The sequence below is a fragment of the Streptomyces viridifaciens genome (genome assembly GCF_001888885.2).
In the GTDB taxonomy this organism is placed as follows: Bacteria; Actinomycetota; Actinomycetes; order Streptomycetales; family Streptomycetaceae; genus Kitasatospora; species Kitasatospora aureofaciens.
This window is the reverse complement of record NZ_CP090841.1, coordinates 6,662,406-6,680,440: the sequence shown is the minus strand read 5'-3', so window position 1 is coordinate 6,680,440 and position 18,035 is coordinate 6,662,406. Positions and strand designations below refer to the sequence as shown.

At 73.5% G+C, this 18,035-nt stretch carries 13 protein-coding genes; 9 read left to right on the top strand and 4 right to left on the bottom strand.

Annotated elements, in window-relative coordinates; translation table 11 throughout:
* Positions 1–5: 5 nt before the first annotated feature.
* From BOQ63_RS37020 to BOQ63_RS36985, 8 genes are all read left to right on the top strand, one after another.
* The gene (locus BOQ63_RS37020) at positions 6–4,532 is read left to right on the top strand and encodes a type I polyketide synthase (protein WP_223886144.1); all 4,527 of its coding nucleotides are present in this window, start codon (positions 6–8) and stop codon (positions 4,530–4,532) included.
* Positions 4,533–4,600: 68 nt separating this feature from the next.
* Positions 4,601–4,855 (top strand): acyl carrier protein, encoded by a 255-nt coding sequence (locus tag BOQ63_RS37015; protein WP_046385904.1) that lies wholly within the window; start codon positions 4,601–4,603, stop codon positions 4,853–4,855.
* Positions 4,856–4,857: 2 nt separating this feature from the next.
* A complete protein-coding gene (locus tag BOQ63_RS37010; protein WP_072655731.1) occupies positions 4,858–5,709 on the top strand; it encodes an alpha/beta fold hydrolase in 852 nt (283 codons plus the stop codon).
* Positions 5,706–6,908 (top strand): glycosyltransferase, encoded by a 1,203-nt coding sequence (locus BOQ63_RS37005; RefSeq protein ID WP_030278995.1) that lies wholly within the window; start codon positions 5,706–5,708, stop codon positions 6,906–6,908. The genes BOQ63_RS37010 and BOQ63_RS37005 overlap by 4 nt, the downstream gene beginning before the upstream one ends.
* Complete coding sequence (locus BOQ63_RS37000) at positions 6,905–7,996, top strand: class I SAM-dependent methyltransferase (RefSeq protein ID WP_030550776.1); 1,092 nt, start codon at positions 6,905–6,907, stop codon at positions 7,994–7,996. The genes BOQ63_RS37005 and BOQ63_RS37000 overlap by 4 nt, the downstream gene beginning before the upstream one ends.
* A gap of 125 nt (positions 7,997–8,121) precedes the next feature.
* A complete protein-coding gene (locus BOQ63_RS36995; RefSeq protein ID WP_223886143.1) occupies positions 8,122–8,484 on the top strand; it encodes a BlaI/MecI/CopY family transcriptional regulator in 363 nt (120 codons plus the stop codon).
* A gap of 24 nt (positions 8,485–8,508) precedes the next feature.
* Positions 8,509–8,988 (top strand): hypothetical protein, encoded by a 480-nt coding sequence (locus BOQ63_RS36990; RefSeq protein WP_072655730.1) that lies wholly within the window; start codon positions 8,509–8,511, stop codon positions 8,986–8,988.
* A 197-nt stretch (positions 8,989–9,185) separates the two neighbouring features.
* Positions 9,186–11,897 carry a glycosyl hydrolase gene (locus BOQ63_RS36985; protein ID WP_435821425.1) on the top strand — a complete coding sequence of 904 codons (2,712 nt, stop codon included), beginning with the start codon at positions 9,186–9,188 and terminating at the stop codon, positions 11,895–11,897.
* 684 nt (positions 11,898–12,581) lie between these two features.
* Here the strand turns inward: BOQ63_RS36985 and BOQ63_RS36980 are convergent.
* The 4 genes from BOQ63_RS36980 to BOQ63_RS36965 all read right to left on the bottom strand — a co-directional run bounded on the left by BOQ63_RS36980 (position 12,582) and on the right by BOQ63_RS36965 (position 17,063).
* The gene (locus tag BOQ63_RS36980) at positions 12,582–13,289 is read right to left on the bottom strand and encodes a YoaK family protein (RefSeq protein WP_454131469.1); all 708 of its coding nucleotides are present in this window, start codon (positions 13,287–13,289) and stop codon (positions 12,582–12,584) included.
* Between the two features lie 92 nt (positions 13,290–13,381).
* Positions 13,382–15,274 carry an amidohydrolase gene (locus tag BOQ63_RS36975; RefSeq protein ID WP_191093683.1) on the bottom strand — a complete coding sequence of 631 codons (1,893 nt, stop codon included), beginning with the start codon at positions 15,272–15,274 and terminating at the stop codon, positions 13,382–13,384.
* Positions 15,275–15,339: 65 nt separating this feature from the next.
* Complete coding sequence (locus tag BOQ63_RS36970; RefSeq protein ID WP_046385716.1) at positions 15,340–15,963, bottom strand: CE1759 family FMN reductase; 624 nt, start codon at positions 15,961–15,963, stop codon at positions 15,340–15,342.
* A 17-nt stretch (positions 15,964–15,980) separates the two neighbouring features.
* A complete protein-coding gene (locus BOQ63_RS36965; RefSeq protein ID WP_150476266.1) occupies positions 15,981–17,063 on the bottom strand; it encodes an LLM class flavin-dependent oxidoreductase in 1,083 nt (360 codons plus the stop codon).
* A gap of 292 nt (positions 17,064–17,355) precedes the next feature.
* Between BOQ63_RS36965 and BOQ63_RS36960 the strand changes: the two genes are divergently transcribed.
* Positions 17,356–18,018 (top strand): hydrolase, encoded by a 663-nt coding sequence (locus tag BOQ63_RS36960; RefSeq protein WP_030279016.1) that lies wholly within the window; start codon positions 17,356–17,358, stop codon positions 18,016–18,018.
* Positions 18,019–18,035: the final 17 nt, after the last annotated feature.

The following is an 18,035-nucleotide window of genomic DNA, read 5'->3' as shown; positions in this document are numbered from 1 at the left end:
GCGCGGTGGCCCTGATCGGAACCCAGCTTCCCCCTGTGGCGGTGGTGGGCATGGCCGTACTGCTGCCCGGCGCGCCCGACCTGGCGGCCTACTGGCGGAACCTGGTCGACGGCGTCGACGCGATCACGGACGTCCCCGAGGGGCGTTGGGACGCGGAGTACTACGACCCGGAGGCCGCCTTTGGGCCGGCCGCGCCGGACCGGCTGTACTGCCGGCGCGGCGGCTTCGTCGACGGGCTGGCCGAGGTGCAGCCGACCCGGTTCGGCCTGATGCCGAACTCGCTCGCCGGCACCGAGCCCGACCAGCTGATCGCGCTCCAGGTCGCCGCGGCGGCCATCGCGGACGCCGGCGGAGCCGACCGCCTCCCGGACCGCGACCGGGTCGGGGTGGTGCTGGGCCGCGGCGGGTACCTGACGCCGGGCCTGGTCCGGCTCGACCAGCGCGTGCGCAGCGCTCACCAGCTGGTCCGCACCCTGGGCGAGCTGCTGCCGGAACTGACGCAGCCTCAACTGAACCGCGTGCGCGAGGTGTTCGTGCAGCGACTGGGGCCTGACCGGCCGGAGTCGGCGATCGGCCTGGTGCCGAACCTGGCTGCCTCCCGGCTGGCCAACCGGCTCGACCTGCGCGGCCCCGCCTACACCGTGGACGCGGCCTGCGCGTCGTCGCTCGTCGCGGTGGACCAGGCGGTGGGCGAGCTGGCGACCGGACGCTGCGACGCGGTCCTCGCGGGCGGGGTGCACCACTGCCACGACGTCACGCTGTGGAGCGTGTTCGCCCAGCTGCGGGCGCTCTCGCCGAGCCAGCGGATCCGCCCGTTCCACCGGCAGGCCGACGGCATCCTGATCGGCGAGGGCACCGGCGTGGTGGTGCTCAAGCGGCTCGCTGATGCCGAGCGCGACGGGGACCGCGTCTACGCGGTGATCCGGGGCACCGGGGTGGCCGGCGACGGCCGGACGGCCGGGCTCACCAACCCCGACCCCGGCGGGCAGAGCCGGGCGGTGCGGGCGGCCTGGCAGGCGGCCGGGCTCGACCCGGCCGCGCCCGGCGCGCTCGGCCTGCTGGAGGCGCACGGCACCGCGACCCCGGCCGGCGACGCCGCCGAACTCACCACGCTGGCTGCAGTGTTCGGCCGGGCGTCGGAGGGTTCGGAGCGCTCGGTACTCGGCTCGGTCAAGTCGATGATCGGCCACACCATGCCGGCCGCCGGCATCGCGGGCCTCGTCAAGGCGGCGCTCGCGGTGTACCACGGGCTGCTGCTGCCCACGCTGCACTGCGACGACCCGCACCCGGCCCTGGCCGCGACACGCTTTCGCACCATCGGCGCGGCACAGCCCTGGGAGCCCGGTCCGGGCCCGCGGCGCGCGGCGGTGAACGCCTTCGGCTTCGGCGGTATCAACGCCCACGTGGTACTGGAGCAGGCCCCCGATGCAGGCTCCTCGCCCGCTCTTGCGCCCGTGCGGCCGGCTGTCGTGGCCGAGCCAGAGCGGGTGCTGCGGCTGGCCGCCGACGAGCCGGAGCAGCTGGCGCAGCTGCTGGCGGCCGGGGACTCCGCCGTCCTGGCCGCCGGCCTGCCCGAGCGGGGCGGACCCGCGCCGCGCTGCCGGGTGGCGATCGTCGACCCGACCGCCGAGCGGCTGGCGCTGGCCCGGCGGGCGGTGAGCCGCGGCCGGGCCTGGCGCGGGCGCAACGACGTCTGGTTCGCACCGCGCCCCCTGCTCGGGGAGCACGCGGCCGGGCGGGTGGCGTTCCTCTTCCCCGGGCTGGAGGGCGAGTTCACCCCCCGGGTGACGGAGGTGGCCGACCACTTCGGCCTGCCCCGCCCACTCGGCGCCGACACCGCACAGGTGGGCGACGTCGCCCGGCACGGCGCCGGCGTGGTCGGTGTCGGCCGACTGCTGGACGCCGCGCTGCGCCGGATCGGCGTGCGGCCGGACGGCGTCGCCGGGCACAGCGTCGGCGAGTGGACGGCGATGATCTGCGCCGGGCTGCACTCCGGCGCCGCGGTGGACTCCTTCCTGGACACCTTCGACCCCGCCTCGCTGCACGTTCCCGGCCTCGCCTTCGCCGCCCTCGGCACCTCGGCGGCCGAGGTGCTCGACGCGCTGGCGACGGTGGAGGGCCTGGCGGAGGTGGTGCTGTCGCACGACAATGCGCCGCAGCAGGCGATCGTCTGCGGCCCGGAGCAGCCGGTCGCCGAGATGGTCCGGCACTTCCGCGCCCGCGGCATCCTCGGCCAGGTACTGCCGTTCCAGTCGGGCTTCCACACCCCGATGCTGGGGCCGTACCTTGCGCCGATCCGGGAGGCCGCCGAGCGCTTCGAACTCCACCGGCCCACCGTGCCGGTGTGGTCGGGGACGACCGCGGCGCCCTTCCCGGCCGGTGAGGCCGAGGTGCGTACGCTGTTCCTGCGTCACCTTCTGGAGCCGGTCCGATTCCGGCCGCTGGTCGAGGCGATGTACGAGGCCGGGTTCCGAGCCTTCGTCCAGGTCGGCACCGGGCAGCTGGGCTCGCTGGTGGGCGACACCCTGGGCAAGCGCGAACACCTGGTCGTCGCCGCCAACTCCCCGCACCGGGACGGGCTGGCGCAACTGCGCCGGGTCGCCGCGGCGCTCTGGGCGGACGGCGCCTCGCCGGACGCCGCCGCCCTGCTGCCCACCGCCCCCGAGCAACGCCCGCACCCGGCCGTACCGGTCGACCTCGACAGCGCGCTGGTCTCGCTGGACCCGACCGCGCTCACCATCCTGCGATCCGAACTGGGTCCGGCCGCAGGGACGGTGTCCACGCCGCCGGTCGGCGAACTGGCCGCGCTCGCGGCCCGCTTCCCGGTGGCGGCCGAACTCGGCGCGCTGCTACGGGAGACCGAGCGGACGGCGGCCGAACTGATCGGCGCGCGACGGCGGTTCAGCCCCGCCCCGGCACTCGCGACACCGCGGACCGAACCGCCCCGGGCCGGCAGGCTGCGGATCTCCGTGGACACCATGCCGTACTTGCTGGACCACTGCTTCTTCCGCCAACGGCCGGGCTGGCCCGAGGTGTCGGACCGCTGGCCGGTGGTCCCCGCCACCACGATCATCCAGCACCTGATGGACGCCGCCGAGCGGGCCGACCCAGAGCGGGTCACCGCCGCGCTGTCCGACCTGCGGTTCGAGCAGTGGGTACCGGCTGCCACGCCGCTGGACGTGGAGATCACCCTCAAGGACGCCGGGCCGGGCCGCCTCGCCGCCTTCTTCGGCAAATTCGCCAACGGAACGGTCGAACTGACGCATCGGTACGATCAGCCGCCCGCCCCCTGGCCGGTGCAACCCACCGCCGAACGAACCCCGGACCTCACCGCCGCCGGGCTCTACCAAGAGCGCTGGATGTTCCATGGCCCGGCGTTCCAGGGCGTGACCGAACTGACCGCGATCGGCGAGAACCACGTCCGCGGCGTGATCACTGTACCCGCCGCCCCGGGCGCGCTGCTCGACAACGTCGGCCAGCTGCTCGGCTATTGGATCATGGCCACCCGCACCGACCGTTCCGTGGTCTTCCCGGTCGGCATCCGCCGACTGTGCTTCTACGGGCCGCCACCCGAGCCCGGCGCCCGGCTCCCCTGCCACATCCGGATCACCGCCCTGACCGACGACACCCTCGAAGCCGAGGTGCAACTGCAGTCCGGCGGCCGGGTCTGGGCGCAGGTGCAGGGCTGGCAGGACCGCCGCTTCGACAGCCATCCCGACACCAGACCGACCGAACGCTTCGTGGAGCGCGCGACGCTCTCCCGGCCGCAGCCCGGCGGCTGGGTGCTGCTGCACGAGCGCTGGCCGGATCTCGCCTCCCGCGACCTGATCATGCGCAACCACCTGGGCTCCGCCGAGCGCGCCCGATACGAGCAACAGCCGCCCCGGACGCGCCGGGCCTGGCTGCTGGGCCGGATCGCGGCGAAGGACGCGATCCGACGCCTGCTGTGGGCCGAGGACGGACGCCGGCCGTTCCCCGCCGAGATCGAGGTACTCAACGACCCGTCCGGCCGGCCCCTGGTCCGCGGCCTTCACGGCCTGCGGCTGCCCGAGCTGGAGGTCTCGCTGGCCCACCGCCCGGAGATCGCGGTGGCCGTCGCCAGACCGGCCCGGCCCGCTGGCGTACCCCGCGTCGGCATCGACATCGAGGAAGTCACTCCGCGCCCGGCCGAGACCCTCCAGGTCGCGCTCGGCCAGGCGGAGCTGGAGCTGCTGGCCGCCTGCCGGGCCGGCGACGGCGAGCCCGAGGCCCTGTGGTTCACCCGGTTCTGGGCCGCGAAGGAGGCCGCGGCCAAGGCCGAGCGGACCGGACTCAGCGGCCGACCGCGCGACTTCACGGTGGTCGCCGCGGAACCGTCCGCGCTGCTCGTCGCCGTCGTCGGGCCCGACGGCCCCCGCACCCACCGGGTGCGCTGCACCCGCCTCAGCAGCCCACCCGACCTGCCGCCCCGGCAGTACGTGGTGGCCTGGACCACCGACGACCTCGACCATTCCCACCACCCCGAGCATCCTGAAGGGAACCGAGCCAAGTGACCATCAGCGAACACCCCACGGGCCTGCGCCCGCCCACCGAGCCGGAGGTCCTGGCCGAGCTCGCCGGCATGCTGACCGTGGTGCTCGACGATTGCGGCCTGGGCGACGCCGAGGTCACCATGCAGACGCGGTTCACCGAGGACCTCGGCCTGGAGAGCATCGACCTGGTCACACTGGCCGGACAGCTGCGGGAGCGCTGGGGCGACCGGATCAACTTCGCCGAGTTCGTCGCGGGCATGGAACTCGACGAGATCATCGGCCTGACCGTCGGCCGCCTGGTCGAGTACGTGGTCGACCGACTCCAGCCCGGAGAACGGGCCTGACCATGACCTTCGTCGACCTCGACGGCCTGCGCTGCCACGTGCAGCGGCTCGGCCCGCAGGACGGCCGTCCGCCCGCCGCCACGGCCGTCCTGCTGCACGGGCTGCTCACGGACAGCCTCGCCAGCTTCTACTTCACCCTCGCTCCCGCCCTCGCCGCGGCCGGCGTCGAGGTGCTGATGTACGACCAGCGCGGCCACGGCCGCACCGCCCGGCCGCCCGCCGGCTACAAGCTGGAGCAGTTCGTCGGCGATCTGGAGCGGCTGCTGGACCGGCTGGCCGTCACCGACCGGGTGCACCTGGTCGGCAACTCCTTCGGCGGCACGGTGGCCTTCGGCCTGGCCTCCCGCCGGCCGTCCCAGGTGGCCTGCATCCTCGCGATCGAGTCGGAGCCGGCCTCACCCGGGTGGGCCGGCAAGCTGGACGGCATCCTGCGGCGCTCCGAGCAGCACCTGCGCGACGAGGACACCCTCGCCTGGGTCGCCACCCAGCGCGGCGCGCACACCGCCCGGCTGGCCCGCTCGGCCGGGGCGCTGCTGGCCGGCACCTCGCTGGCCCGGGACATCCCGGCGAGTCGGCTGCCCGCCGAAGCGGAACTGCGGGCGATCCACTGCCCGGTCCTGGCCGTCTACGGCAGCGAGTCCGACCTGGCCGACCAGGCCGCCTGGCTGGACGCCCTGCTGCCCGACTGCCGCAGCGTCGTGGTGCCGGGCCAGGAGCACTCCATCCTCATCGAAGCACCGGATGTGGTACGCGAGTTGACGCTTTCCTGGTTCGCCGGGCACGGCGTCGCGCTGCGCGGCCCGCAGGCCGGGCGGCGGCTGCAACCCGCGGTGGCCAAGAGGAGCCTGGTGTGAGCCGGGTGCTGTTCGTCGTCCCGCCGCTGGTCGGGCACGTCAACCCGACCGTGGGCGTCGCGGCCGAGCTCGCCGCCCGCGGGCATACGGTCGCCTGGGCCGGACTGCCGGAGCTGGTCCGCCCGCTCGCCGGGCCGGCGGCCGAGGTGTTCCCCTGTGCGGTCGCTCCCGGAGCAGAGCCCGGCAGCGCCGTGCGACGGCCGCCGGAGCTGCGCGGCACGGCGGCGCTGAAGTTCCTCTGGGAGGACTTCCTGGTCCCGCTCGCCGAGGCAATGGCTCCCGGAGTGGCTGCGGCGGTGACCGACTTCGAGCCCGACCTCCTGGTGGTCGACCAGCAGGCGCTGGCCGGCCCGCTGGTCGCCGAGCGGCTCGGCCTGCCGTGGGCCACCTCGGCGACCACCTCCGCCGAGTTCACCGGAGCGCTGGACGGCATGCCGCTCGTCGAGGCGTGGATCTCCGGCCTGCTGACCGACCTGCGCCACCGCCTCGGCGACCCGGCCGGCGCCGCCGATCCGCGCTTCTCCCCGCACCTCGTCCTCGCCTTCACCACGGCCGAGTTGGCCGGCCCGCAGGCAGACCGCCAGGTCTGCTTCGTCGGCCCCTCGATCGCCGGACGCCCGGCCTCCACGGCGTTCCCGTGGGAGTGGCTGGACCCGGACCGGGCCACCGTGCTGGTCACCCTCGGCACGGCCAACACCGACGTCGGCGCGGCCTTCCTGGCGGATGGCCAGACGGCCTTGCGGGCCCGGTCCGACCGCCTCCAGGCGGTGATCGTCGACCCCGGCTGCGTCCTCGGCGAGCCGGCGGCCGACCCGGACGTCCTGGTGCTGCCGTTCGTGCCGCAGCTCCAGCTGCTGGCGCACTGCTCGGCCGTGGTCTGCCACGCCGGGCACAACACGGTCTGCGAGGCACTGTGGCACGGCGTGCCGCTGGTGGTCGCGCCGATCCGGGACGACCAGCCGGTAGTCGCCGGCCAGGTGGTGGCGGCCGGCGCCGGTGTGCGGGTGCGCTTCGGCCGCAGCAGCGCGGACCGCCTCGGCCAGGCCGTGGACATGGTGCTGGACGACCCCGGGCACCGCGCCGCCGCCCGGCGTATCGCCGCTTCCTTCCGGGCGGCCGGCGGCGCGGCCCGCGCCGCCACCCAGGTGGAACGGCTGCTCCGCGAGGTCCCGCAGCCGTCGGAGAGGAGAACGCGTTGACCACCGCCGAAACCGGGCCCGCGGACCGCGGCGCGCAGGTCGCCGCCCGGCGTCCCGCCTACCAGGCCGAACTGGCCGACGGCACCGGCCGGTTCTTCGGACCGCGCCGCGCCACCTGCCCGTGGTGCGAGTCCGCCCGGCTGACCGTCCGGCTGCGCACCACCGACCTGCTCCAGCACAAGCCGGGCCGCTTCGTGCTGGACGCCTGCCAGGACTGCGGGCACGTCTTCCAGAACCCCCGACTCAGCAGCGCGGGCCTGGAGTTCTACTACCGTGACTTCTACGACGGCCTCGGCGAGCAGCGCCTCGGCGGCATGTTCGGCACCCGGGCGGCCGCCTACCGCAACCGCGCGCTGTCCGTCACCGCGTTCGCCGCCGCCCCCGGCAGCTGGCTGGACGTCGGCACCGGCCACGGACACTTCTGCGAGACCGCCCGCGGGCTCTTCCCCGACACCGCCTTCGACGGCCTGGATCTCACCGAGGGCGTCGAGCTGGCCGAGCGGCACGGCCGACTGCGCCGCGGTTTCCGGGGCTCCTTCCCCGCGCTGGCGCCCGAGCTCGCCGGGCAGTACGACGTCGTCAGCATGTTCCACTACCTGGAGCACAGCACCGACCCGGCCCGCGAACTCGCCGCCGCCCGACAGGCGTTGCGACCGAACGGCCTGCTCCTGATCGAGGTGCCCGACCCCGGGAGCCGCTACGCCCGGCTACTCGGCCGCTGGTGGCTGCCCTGGCTGCAACCCCAGCACCTGCATCTCGTACCGGTAGCCAACCTGCGCCGCCGCCTGGGCGAGCTGGGCTTCACCGTCCTGCTCGAACAGCACCGCGAACCGCACGACCCGATCGACCTGCTGGCCGCTTGCTGGCTCCTGCTGGACGAGATCGCACCGCGCGAGGACGCCCCCTGGCTGCCCGGCAGCCCGCCGGGCCGCCCGAGCCGGGCGCTTCGGACCGCGGTCCTCCTGGCCGGCGCGCCCGTCCTCCTGCTGGCCGCCCTGCTCGACCGTCTGATCGCCCGCGTCGCGGGCCGCACCGGAATGTCCAACGCCTACCGGCTGCTCGCCCGCCGCGCCGAACCGGGCTCATGAAGACCGCCCGACCCGCGCGGCGCCCTCCGGGAAACCACCGCCCGCCAGGGGATCACCGGCTCCCCGGACGGGTAGAGTCTCGCCACCACCGAGCGATGCGATCGGTGGTGGGGGACGGAGGGGACGTGGGCGAGCGACGGCGCGAGCACGGCGCGCTGGAGGCCGAGGTCATGGCCGTGCTGTGGGCCCGGGCCCGCCCGATGACGGCCTCCGAGGTGCACGAGGCGCTCGGTGATCCGGAGCTCCTGGCCAAGACGGTGCTCACCGTCCTGGGCCGACTGCACGCCAAGGGCCTGCTCGACCGTGAGCGGTCCAGCCGGGCGCACGCCTACGCACCGCGGCGGGGGCCGGCCGACGAGGTCGCCTCGCAGATGAACCAGGCGCTCGCCCGAGGTGCCGACCGCGCGGCGATCCTCCAGCATTTCGTCGCCGGGCTCGATCCGGAGGACGAGCGGGCACTGCGCGACCTGCTCGACACCCGCGAGTAGGTACTGCGACGCCGGGGGCCGCCCGTGTACTTCACCGTCTACCTGCTGCTGCTCGTTCCCGTCGCAGTGGCCGCCGTGGCACCCCGCGCCTCCCGGCACCTCACGCCGGCGGCCGGCGTCCGGGTGCTCACCTGTCTCGCGGCGACGGCAGCCGCCGCCACCGGGTGGGGCCTGACCGCGTTGTCCCTCGCCGGTTTGGCCAACCTCCCACCCGTGCGGGCGCATCTGCACAGTGAGCCGCGCGTCCTGGCCGCGGCGGATCCGGTGCCGTGGGGAATCGGGGCGACTGCCGGGGCCCTCCTCGCCGTCCTCGCCGTGCGCGTGCTGGTCACCACACACGGAATGGCACGGCAGCGTGCGACGGTGGCGGCGGTACGACGCCTGCTGGCGGCAGGCCATCTGGTCGTCCTGGCGGACGATCGCGCCGACGCCTACGCCCTGGGGCCGGTGCTCTACACCGCGCCCGACCGGGAACGGACCCTGCCCGCGGCCGTCCGCCGCTGACGTTCCCGCCCCGCCTTCCCGCCGCCTGCGGGAAGGCGGGGCTTTCTGTTGTCCTTCAACTTTCTTCACTGATTTGGTTTTAGGCATTCGTTATGAGAATTCCCTTCACTCCGACCCGTTGAGCCGCGAGGCTTCGGTCTGTTTCCGCCGGGACCGCACGACCTCGCGACCCGCCGCATGGGGAGGGACCCACCATCGTGCCCAACAGGCAACGCCGACGGCTGCTGCTGCCCGCCGTCACCCTGACCGCGCTCGGACTGACCACCACCCAGGCCCTCGCCGCGCCGTCCGAGACGCCCAAGCCCCGCCCGCACCAGGCCCAGCAGCAGGCCGAGATCGGCAAGAAGCACGCGAAGAAGGTCCAGGGCACGGCCGCGACCGCCGGCCCCGCCTTCAGCGCCAAGGCGTCGTCCGCCGCTCCCGGCGAGGACGAGGGCGACGAGGCGGAGAACTCCGCCGAAGGCACCGCCCAGTACACCGAGGCCCGCACCGCCCCCGGCGTCGTCGCCCCCGGCGCGTACGGCGCGGCCTGGTCGCAGCTGCAGTCGATGCCGCACACCGGCGGCAGCTGGGACCACGTCACCAACAAGCCTTACAACGAGGACGACCCGCGCTACCGCGACGTCAACTCCAACTCCAGCGGCGGCGCCGGATTCACCACCGGCCGGATCACCGGCATCGCGGCCGACAACGACGGCTACGTGTACGCGGGCGGCGCCAACGGTGGCGTGTTCCGCTCCAGCACCGGCGGCGGCCAGTGGAAGTCCATCTCGGACAAGCTGCCGTCCCTCTCCACCGGCGCGCTGAACCTCGACGAGGGCGGGCGGCTCTGGTACGCCACCGGCGAGTCCAACACCGGCGCCACCTCCTACGTCGGCACCGGCGTGTACGTCCTCGCGGACCCCAAGCACGGCGAGTTCCAGCCCGGCAACCGGGTCGGCGGCGCCGAGCTGGAGTCCACGATCATCCACGCGCTGCGCTTCGGCGGCGGCAAGGTGTGGGCGGCCACCAGCCGCGGCGTGTGGAGCCACTCCACCACCACCCTGTCCGGCCCGTGGACCCTGGAGTTCGCGCCCAACCCCGACTACCTGCCCGGCGGCGCGAAGGCGGCCGACCCGAGCGCGCCGTACAAGAACATCGCCAACGACATCGCGATCGACCCCAAGGATCCGACCAAGGTGGTCCTCGCGGTCGGCTGGCGCGGCGGCGACACCTACAACGGCTTCTACAGCAAGGCCGCGGACGGCAGCTGGCAGCGCGTCGCCTCGCTCGGCGACCTTCCCACCGACGCCGCGAACGTCGGCAACGTGACCTTCGCCCGCTCGGCGGACGGCTCGCGCTACTACGCCATCGACCAGTCCCCGGACGTCATGGCGCACAACCCGGACACCGGCCTCAAGGGCATCTACGTCTCCAAGTCCGGTTCCCCGTCCGGCCCGTGGACGCTGATCGCGGACAAGGACAAGATCAAGAACTCCGGCTCCGCCCTCCAGGGCGCCGGCTACCAGCCGGGCATCCAGGCCTGGTACAACCAGTTCCTCCAGGTCGACCCCGCCAACCCCGACCACGTCTACGCGGGCCTGGAAGAGGTCCTGGAGACGAAGAACGGCGGCAACACCTGGATCGTCCCCGGCCCCTACTGGAACTTCCCGTTCCCGTGCTGGAGCATCGACCCCACCAAGCAGACCGGTGACTGCTCGTCGACCACCCACTCCGACCAGCACGCCGTCGCCATCGGCAGCTACAAGGGCAAGACCAGCGTCTACGTCGGCAACGACGGCGGCATCTACACCCGCCCGGTCAACGGCGCCGTCGACTCCGGCGGCCACGCCAAGGACTGGAAGTCGCTGGCCGACGGCACCATCGACACCCTCCAGTACTACTCGGTCGGCGTCGGCAAGGACCCGGCGGACCGCTCCGGCAAGGGCGTCATCGTCACCGGCGGCCTCCAGGACAACGGCCAGTCCATCCTGCGCGCCCATGACAAGGTGATGGGCTCCAACTTCGGCGGCGACGGCGCCGACACCATCGTCGACCCCGCCAACGGCTGCAACACCGCCGCGGAGTACGTCTACCTCGACATGTGGGTCACCCAGAACTGCGCCGTCAACGACGGCAGCTGGAACACCGACCCGACCAAGGCCACCTCCTACGAGGTCGCCCCGCCCGACAAGGACACCAGCGCCGCCCGCTTCATCGCGCCGATCACCAGCGACCCGAAGAACGTCAACACCTGGATCGCCGGCGGCCGGCACGTCTGGGTCCAGAACAAGGGCTTCGCGATCCGCAGCGGCAGCGAGTGGACCTCCGCCTACGACCTCGGCGCCGGACACGTCGCCACCGCCGTCGCCACCGTCAACGGCACCGTCTACGCGGGCTGGTGCGGCCCCTGCAACAACCAGGGCTTCAGCCGCGGCATCGCCGTCGGCAACACCGACGGCACCGGCTGGCACCAGCTCGACCTGCCCGTCGACGGCGCCCTGCCCAACCGCTACATCTCCTCCTTCGCCGTCGACGAGAACGACGCCAAGCACGTCTTCGTCGCCTTCAACGGCTTCTCCCGGACCTGGACGGAAGGCCCGGGCGCCGGCATCGGGCACCTCTTCGAGACCCACGACGGCGGCACCACCTGGACCGACGTCTCCGCCAACCTCCCCGACGTCCCGGCCACCTCGGTCAAGATCCTGCCGAACGGCGGCCTCGCCCTCGGTACCGACCTCGCCGCCTTCTACCGCGCACCCGGCGAGACCGACTTCCGGGTGCTGGGCCGCAACCTGCCCACCACCTCCGTCCAGCAGCTCAAGCTCGGCCCCGACGGCAAGCTCTACGCCGCCACCTTCGGCCGCGGCATCTGGTCCTTCAACCTCCACAGCCTCGGCCACGGCCGGCGCGACGAGGTCGAGGGCTGATCCGTCCCCTCCGGCTCCACCGGTGCCCGGCCCGCTCCCCCGAGCGCGCCGGGCACCGGCACAGTCGGAACCGCTTCCTCGTTGATGCCGTCCAACCGCGGACCGAACGAGACCGGAGACCGCCACTATGAAGAGAATCGCCGCCCTCCCAGCAGCCGGCCTACTCCTCGCCCTCACCGCGACCGCCTGCGCATCCAGCGGAGGAACCGGCGGCGGAACCCCATCGGCACCGCCCTCCCGGACCACGGTTCCGGCGTCCACCGCGGTCCCGGCACCACCGCCCGGCATCGCCTCCGGCGAGCCGGCCCCCGTACCGGCCCCGACCACCGCGAGCCCCAGCGCACGACCCCTGGCCACGGGCACCAGTGCGGCTCCCGGCCGGACGGCGCCAGCGGGCACCACCGCCCCGACACCGGAGCAGGCGACCCCGCCACAGGCGAGCCCCGCACCCACGCTCCCGCCGAACGACGGCGAGAACCCGGTCGACCTCCAGCACCGCCCCGTTCCCCCGCCCACTCGCTGACCCCACTGTCGACGTTCGTCATGTGCACAGGCCGAACAACTCGTTGAGCACGGCCGCCCTGTGCGCGGGCCCCGTATCTCCACGGGCCTCTGGACCGTCGAAGTGGAGCCGGACGTCGGGTCGCGACGGACCTACTGCGACAGATGGTGCCGGAGCGCCTGTCACTCGCGGTAGAGCAGGAGGGTGCCGCCGGCCAGGACGGCACTGGCGACCAGGGCCCAGGCGGTCTGTCCGTGCAGCACGAGGACGGCGCCCGGGGCGGCGCCGGCGAGCATGGTGACGACGGAGAGGATCTTCCTGCGTCGGCGGGGGGCGGTGCCGCCGGCGAGGCGGGAGTCGGCGGCCAGGCCGGTCAGGGTGAGGGTGAGCACGGTGGTGGTGAGGTCCGGCACGCCGAGGCCGCGTACGGTGCCGTTGCGGATGCCCATCGCCAGGGCGAGCAGGGCGATCACGGCGTACTGCGCGGGCCCGTCCGCGCTCCGGGCGAAGACGGTGGCGGCGGCCGCACCGTACAGCGCGACCTCCAGGATGAAGACCGCGCGCAGCTGTGCGGGGCGCCGGGTTCCGGCGTGCCGGGTGGCGATCCTGCCGGCCAGGAGCGCGCCGAGGAGGAAGGCTGCGAGCGAGGTCAGTGAGCCGGTGACGGAGAATCCGGGTGCTCCGGCGAGCGCGAAGGCGATGACGACGACGTTGCCGGTCATGTTCGCGGTGAAGACGTGGCCGAGGCCTAGGTAGCTGACGGCGTCGATCAGACCGCTGACCAGGGTGAGGCCGAACAGGGCCAGTGCGAGCGGGTGGCGGTCGTGGATCTTCGGTCCGGGAACCGGCGGCGGGGGTACGGTCCGGGAATCGGGTGCGGGCGTGGTCACGACGGGTCCTCGGGCGGTAGGGGGAACGTGGGTGGGGGCACCGCCGTGGTCCGGCGGTGCCCCGGGCGGAACCGGCTTCCGGTCAGAAGAAGTCAGAAGAAGCAGGGGTCCAGCGGCACCTGCGGCTGCCCGGGCAGGGCGAGGCCGCGCGCCGCGCGCCAGGCGTGCTGCTCGCCGGAGGCGGCCACGGCCTCCAGCACGCCCTCGGCCTGGCGGACGCCGGTCAGGCTGGGGGCGGTCAGGCTGGGGGCGGGGGTGGCGTGGTAGCCGCCGAACCGGGTGACCGGACTCCAGGACGGCGACACCTCGGGCAGTTCGGGAGCCAGCCCCTGGTGCTCCGCCGCGGCGTGGACGATGCGTCCGCCGACGACGGTGAGGACGGACTCGATGTGCGCGATGTCGGCCTCGGGCACGCTGAAGTAGTCGGCGCTGAGCAGTGCGAGGTCCGCGTAGCTGCCGACCGTCAGACGGCCCTTGACCTCCTCCTCGCCGGTGAGTCGGGCGCCGCCGAGGGTGTAGAGCTCCAGGGCCTGCTCGCGGCTGAGCCGGTTGTGCTCGGCCGCGAGGCGCCGTCCACTGACCGCCCGACCGGAGACGAGCCAGTGCAGGGCCACCCAGGGGTTGTAGGAGGACACCCGGGTGGCGTCGGTGCCCGCGGCGACGGTCAGGCCCCGGTCCAGCATCGCGCGCAGCGGCGGTGCCTCGGCGGCGGCCGGAGCGCCGTAGCGCGAGACGAACGCCTCGCCCTGGAAGGAGAGGCGGTTCTGCACGGAGACGGCGCCGCCCAGGGCGGCGATGCGGTCGAGGCTGGCCGGGCTGACGGTCTCGGCGTGGTCGAAGAGCCAGCGGTTGCCCTGCGGGAAGAGGCCCTCGGCGGCGAGCTTCTCGAAGACGGCGAGGTCGCGGCGGATGGTCTCGTCGTAGGTGGCGTGCAGCCGGAAGCCCCAGCCGTTCTCCGTCAGCAGGCGGACGGCCTTCTCGAACTCGCTCTCATACGCGCCCAGTTGCGGCCGGGGTTCGGTGAAGTTCTCGAAGTCGGCGGCGGCCCAGGTGAGGTTCTCCCCCGCGCCGTTGAGCCGCAGCCACTCGTCGCCCTCCCCGGGGCGCACGGTGTTGACCCAGCGGGTGAGATCGTCCAGCTCCTGCCCCGCGGTCTGCGGGAAGAGGTGGTAGGCGATGCGCAGGGTCAGCTCGCCCTGGCGGGCGAGTTCCATGACGGTGCCGTAGTTCTCGGGGAAGCTCTGGAATCCGCCGGCGGCGTCGATCGCGGAGGTGAGGCCGAAGCGGTTCAGCTCGCGCAGGAAGTGCCGGGTGGAGCCGATGCGGTCGGCCTCGTCCAGTACGGGCGCCTTGGCCAGGGTGGAGTAGAGCAGCAGCGCGCCGGGGGCGGCGATCAGCAGGCCGGTGGGCTCGCCGTCGTGTCCGCGGACGATCTGGCCGCCCGCCGGGTCGGGGGTGTCCCGGGTGAAGCCGGCGGCGCGCAGCGCGGCCCGGTTGAGCAGCGCCGACTGGTAGAGGTGCAGCACGAAGACGGGGGTGTCGGGCGCCGCGGCGTTGAGCTCCTCCAGGGTGGGCAGGCGCCGCTCGGCGAACTGGTCGGCGGACCAGCCGCCGACCACCCGCACCCACTGGCCGGGCGGGGTGCGCTCGGCCTGGAGCCTGAGCATGGCCAAGGCCTCGCGCAGCGTCGGAACGCCGTCCCAGCGCAGCTCCAGCACGTAGTTGAGGCCGCCGCGGATGACGTGCAGGTGCGCGTCGTTGAGTCCGGGAACGGCCCGACGGCCGAGCGCGTCGACCACCCGGGTGTCGGGACCGACCAGCGGGACGACGTCCGCGTCGTCGCCGACGGCCTGGATCAGTCCGTCCCGGATGGCCACAGCGGTGGCCCGGGGGCGGCGCGGGTCGTTGGTGTGCACCTTGGCGTTGCGCACGACGAGGTCGGCGGGCTGGTCGTGGGTGCCGGGACGGATTCCGGCGACGGGCATGGTGGACAAGGGAGGTCCCTTCGTTCGGTGGTGTTCGGCGGTGGGGGTGGAGGGTGTGCGCGGTGTCAGTGGAAGCCGAGCGCGGAGGGAGTCACCGCTGGGCTGCCGGCCGGCCGCGGATGCGCCGGGGCCGCGAGGACCAGCGCCGCGAGCTCTCCGCCGGCCCGTTCGATCCGCGCCGGCAGGCTGTCGGTGTGCGTGTCGCCCGTCCCGCCCCAGTCCTCGGAGGCCGCGAAGACCGCGGTCGGCGCGACGAGCGCGCGCTGGTAGGCGAACAGCGGGCGCAGCGCGTGTTCCAGGGCCAGGGAGTGGCGCGCGGTGCCGCCCGTCGCGCCGATCAGCACCGGCTTGCCCGCCAGGGCGCCGGGGTCGAGCAGGTCGAAGAACGACTTGAACAGGCCGCTGTAGGAGGCCGAGAAGATCGGGGACACGGCTATCAGCGCGTCCGCCGTGCTCACCTCCTCCAGCGCCTCACCCAGCGACTGGGCGGGAAATCCGGAGAGCAGGTGGTGCGAGATGGGGGTGGCCAGGGGACGCAACTCCCGCAGGTGCACCAGGACTTCACGGTCGGCCCGGGCCAGGTGGCCGGTGGCGGCCTCGGTGAGGCGGTCCGCGAGCAGACGGGTGGACGAGGGCTGGCTGAGCCCGCCCGAGATCACGGCGAGCGTGATCGGCGAGGTCGGTTCCATGGAGGGCTCCGTCCTGGTCAGGAGGCGGCGGGAACGGCGTCCCGGAGCGTGGCGTGGGTGGGGGCGTCGGGAACGGTCGCGGGCCGGCCCTTGGCGAACTCCTCACGCAGGACGGGCACGACCTCCTCGCCGAGGATGTCGAGCTGCTCCAGCACCGTCTTCAGCGGCAGTCCTGCGTGGTCCATCAGGAACAGCTGGCGCTGGTAGTCACCGACGGCCTCGCGGAAGCCGAGGGTGCGCTCGATGACCTCCTGCGGGCTGCCGACGGTCAGCGGGGTCTGCTCGGTGAACTCCTCCAGCGAGGGCCCGTGCCCGTACACCGGCGCGTTGTCGAAGTACGGGCGGAACTCGCGCACCGCGTCCTGGGAGTTCTTCCGCATGAACACCTGCCCGCCGAGGCCGACGATCGCCTGCTCGGGCGTGCCGTGGCCGTGGTGGGCGAAGCGCTCGCGGTAGAGCCCGACCATCCGCCGGGTGTGCTCCTGGGGCCAGAAGATGTTGTTGTGGAAGAAGCCGTCGCCGTAGTAGGCGGCCTGTTCGGCGATCTCGGGGCTGCGGATCGAACCGTGCCAGACGAACGGCGGCACGCCGTCCAGCGGCCTGGGCGTGGCGGTGAAGGCCTGCAGCGGGGTGCGGAAGCGGCCTTCCCAGTCGACCACGTCCTCGCGCCAAAGCCGGTGCAGCAGCGCGTAGTTCTCCACCGCGAGCGGGATGCCCTGACGGATGTCCTGGCCGAACCACGGGTAGACCGGGCCGGTGTTCCCGCGCCCGAGCATCAGGTCGATGCGGCCGTCGGCGACGTGCTGCAGCATCGCGTAGTCCTCGGCGATCTTCACCGGGTCGTTGGTGGTGATCAGCGTGGTCGCGGTGGACAGGATGATCCGCTCGGTCTTCGCGGCGATCCAGCCGAGCATGGTCGTCGGGGAGGACGGGACGAACGGCGGGTTGTGGTGCTCGCCCATGGCGAAGACGTCCAGGCCGACCTCCTCGGCCTTGAGCGCGATGGTCAGCATCGCCTTGATGCGCTCGCGCTCGCTCGGTGCCCGTCCCGTGGCCGGATCGACCGTCACGTCGCCGACGCTGAATATCCCGATCTGCACGGGTTGCCGCCTTTCCGCTGGCTGATCGCGGCCCGACGGGGCCACCCGGCGAACCTAGGCAGCCGACACGCGCGAAGGACGTCCGCAGCGCATGACCGATGGCCCCGCAGCGCACTGAAGCGGCGGCCGGCCCGGTCCGGCCGGTCGTGCGTTGTCAGGACAATCCCGGGCGCACAGCGGGCAGAGCACCCGGGCCGCCGCGCACTAGCGTCGTCGAACGAGGCACCCCGGTGATGCGGGAGGCCCCTGATGTGTCGTCAATTATTCGCATCCACAAGGGAAGAGAAGACCCATGGTCGACTTCGCCAACGTCCACGCCGCCCCGAGCCCGGACCTGCTCACCCCCGACAACGCGATGATGCTGTTCGTCGACCACCAGCCGCAGATGTTCTTCGGCACCGGCAGCGGCGACCGCACCGCGATCATCAACGCCACCGTCGGCCTGGCGAAGGCCGCCAAGATCTTCGGCGTGCCGACGGTGCTGTCCACCGTCGCCGCCGAGTCCTTCTCCGGCCCGATCCTCCCCCAGCTGAAGGCCGTCTTCCCCGGCCAGGAGATCATCGACCGCACCAGCATGAACGCCTGGGAGGACGAGGCCTTGGTCGAGGCGGTCAAGGCGACCGGCCGCAAGAAGATCATCCTCTCCGGCCTGTGGACCGAGGTCTGCCTCGTCCTGCCGGCCCTCTCCGCGCTGGACCAGGGCTACGAGGTCTACGTCGTCGCCGACGCCTCCGGCGGGGTCAGCCCGCTGGCCCACGAGCACGCCCTGCAGCGGATGACCGCCGCCGGCGCCGTGCCCGTCACCTGGATCCAGGTCCTGCTGGAGCTCCAGCGCGACTGGGCCCGCACCGAGACCTACGTCCCGGTGACCGAGCTGGTCAAGGAGCACGGCGGCGCCTACGGCCTGGGCCTGGTCTACGCCCAGTCCATGATCAACCCGCACGCCGCCGGCTGACCGACCGCACCGACCCA

Bases quoted from the DNA above. Each gene is read 5' to 3' on its own strand.
- BOQ63_RS36975 (WP_191093683.1), bottom strand. From the start codon at position 15,274: ATGCCCGTCGCCGGAATCCGTCCCGGCACCCACGACCAGCCCGCCGAC.
- BOQ63_RS37015 (WP_046385904.1), top strand. From the start codon at position 4,601: ATGCTGACCGTGGTGCTCGACGATTGCGGCCTGGGCGACGCCGAGGTC.
- BOQ63_RS36960 (WP_030279016.1), top strand. From the start codon at position 17,356: ATGGTCGACTTCGCCAACGTCCACGCCGCCCCGAGCCCGGACCTGCTC.
- BOQ63_RS37010 (WP_072655731.1), top strand. From the start codon at position 4,858: ATGACCTTCGTCGACCTCGACGGCCTGCGCTGCCACGTGCAGCGGCTC.
- BOQ63_RS36970 (WP_046385716.1), bottom strand. From the start codon at position 15,963: ATGGAACCGACCTCGCCGATCACGCTCGCCGTGATCTCGGGCGGGCTC.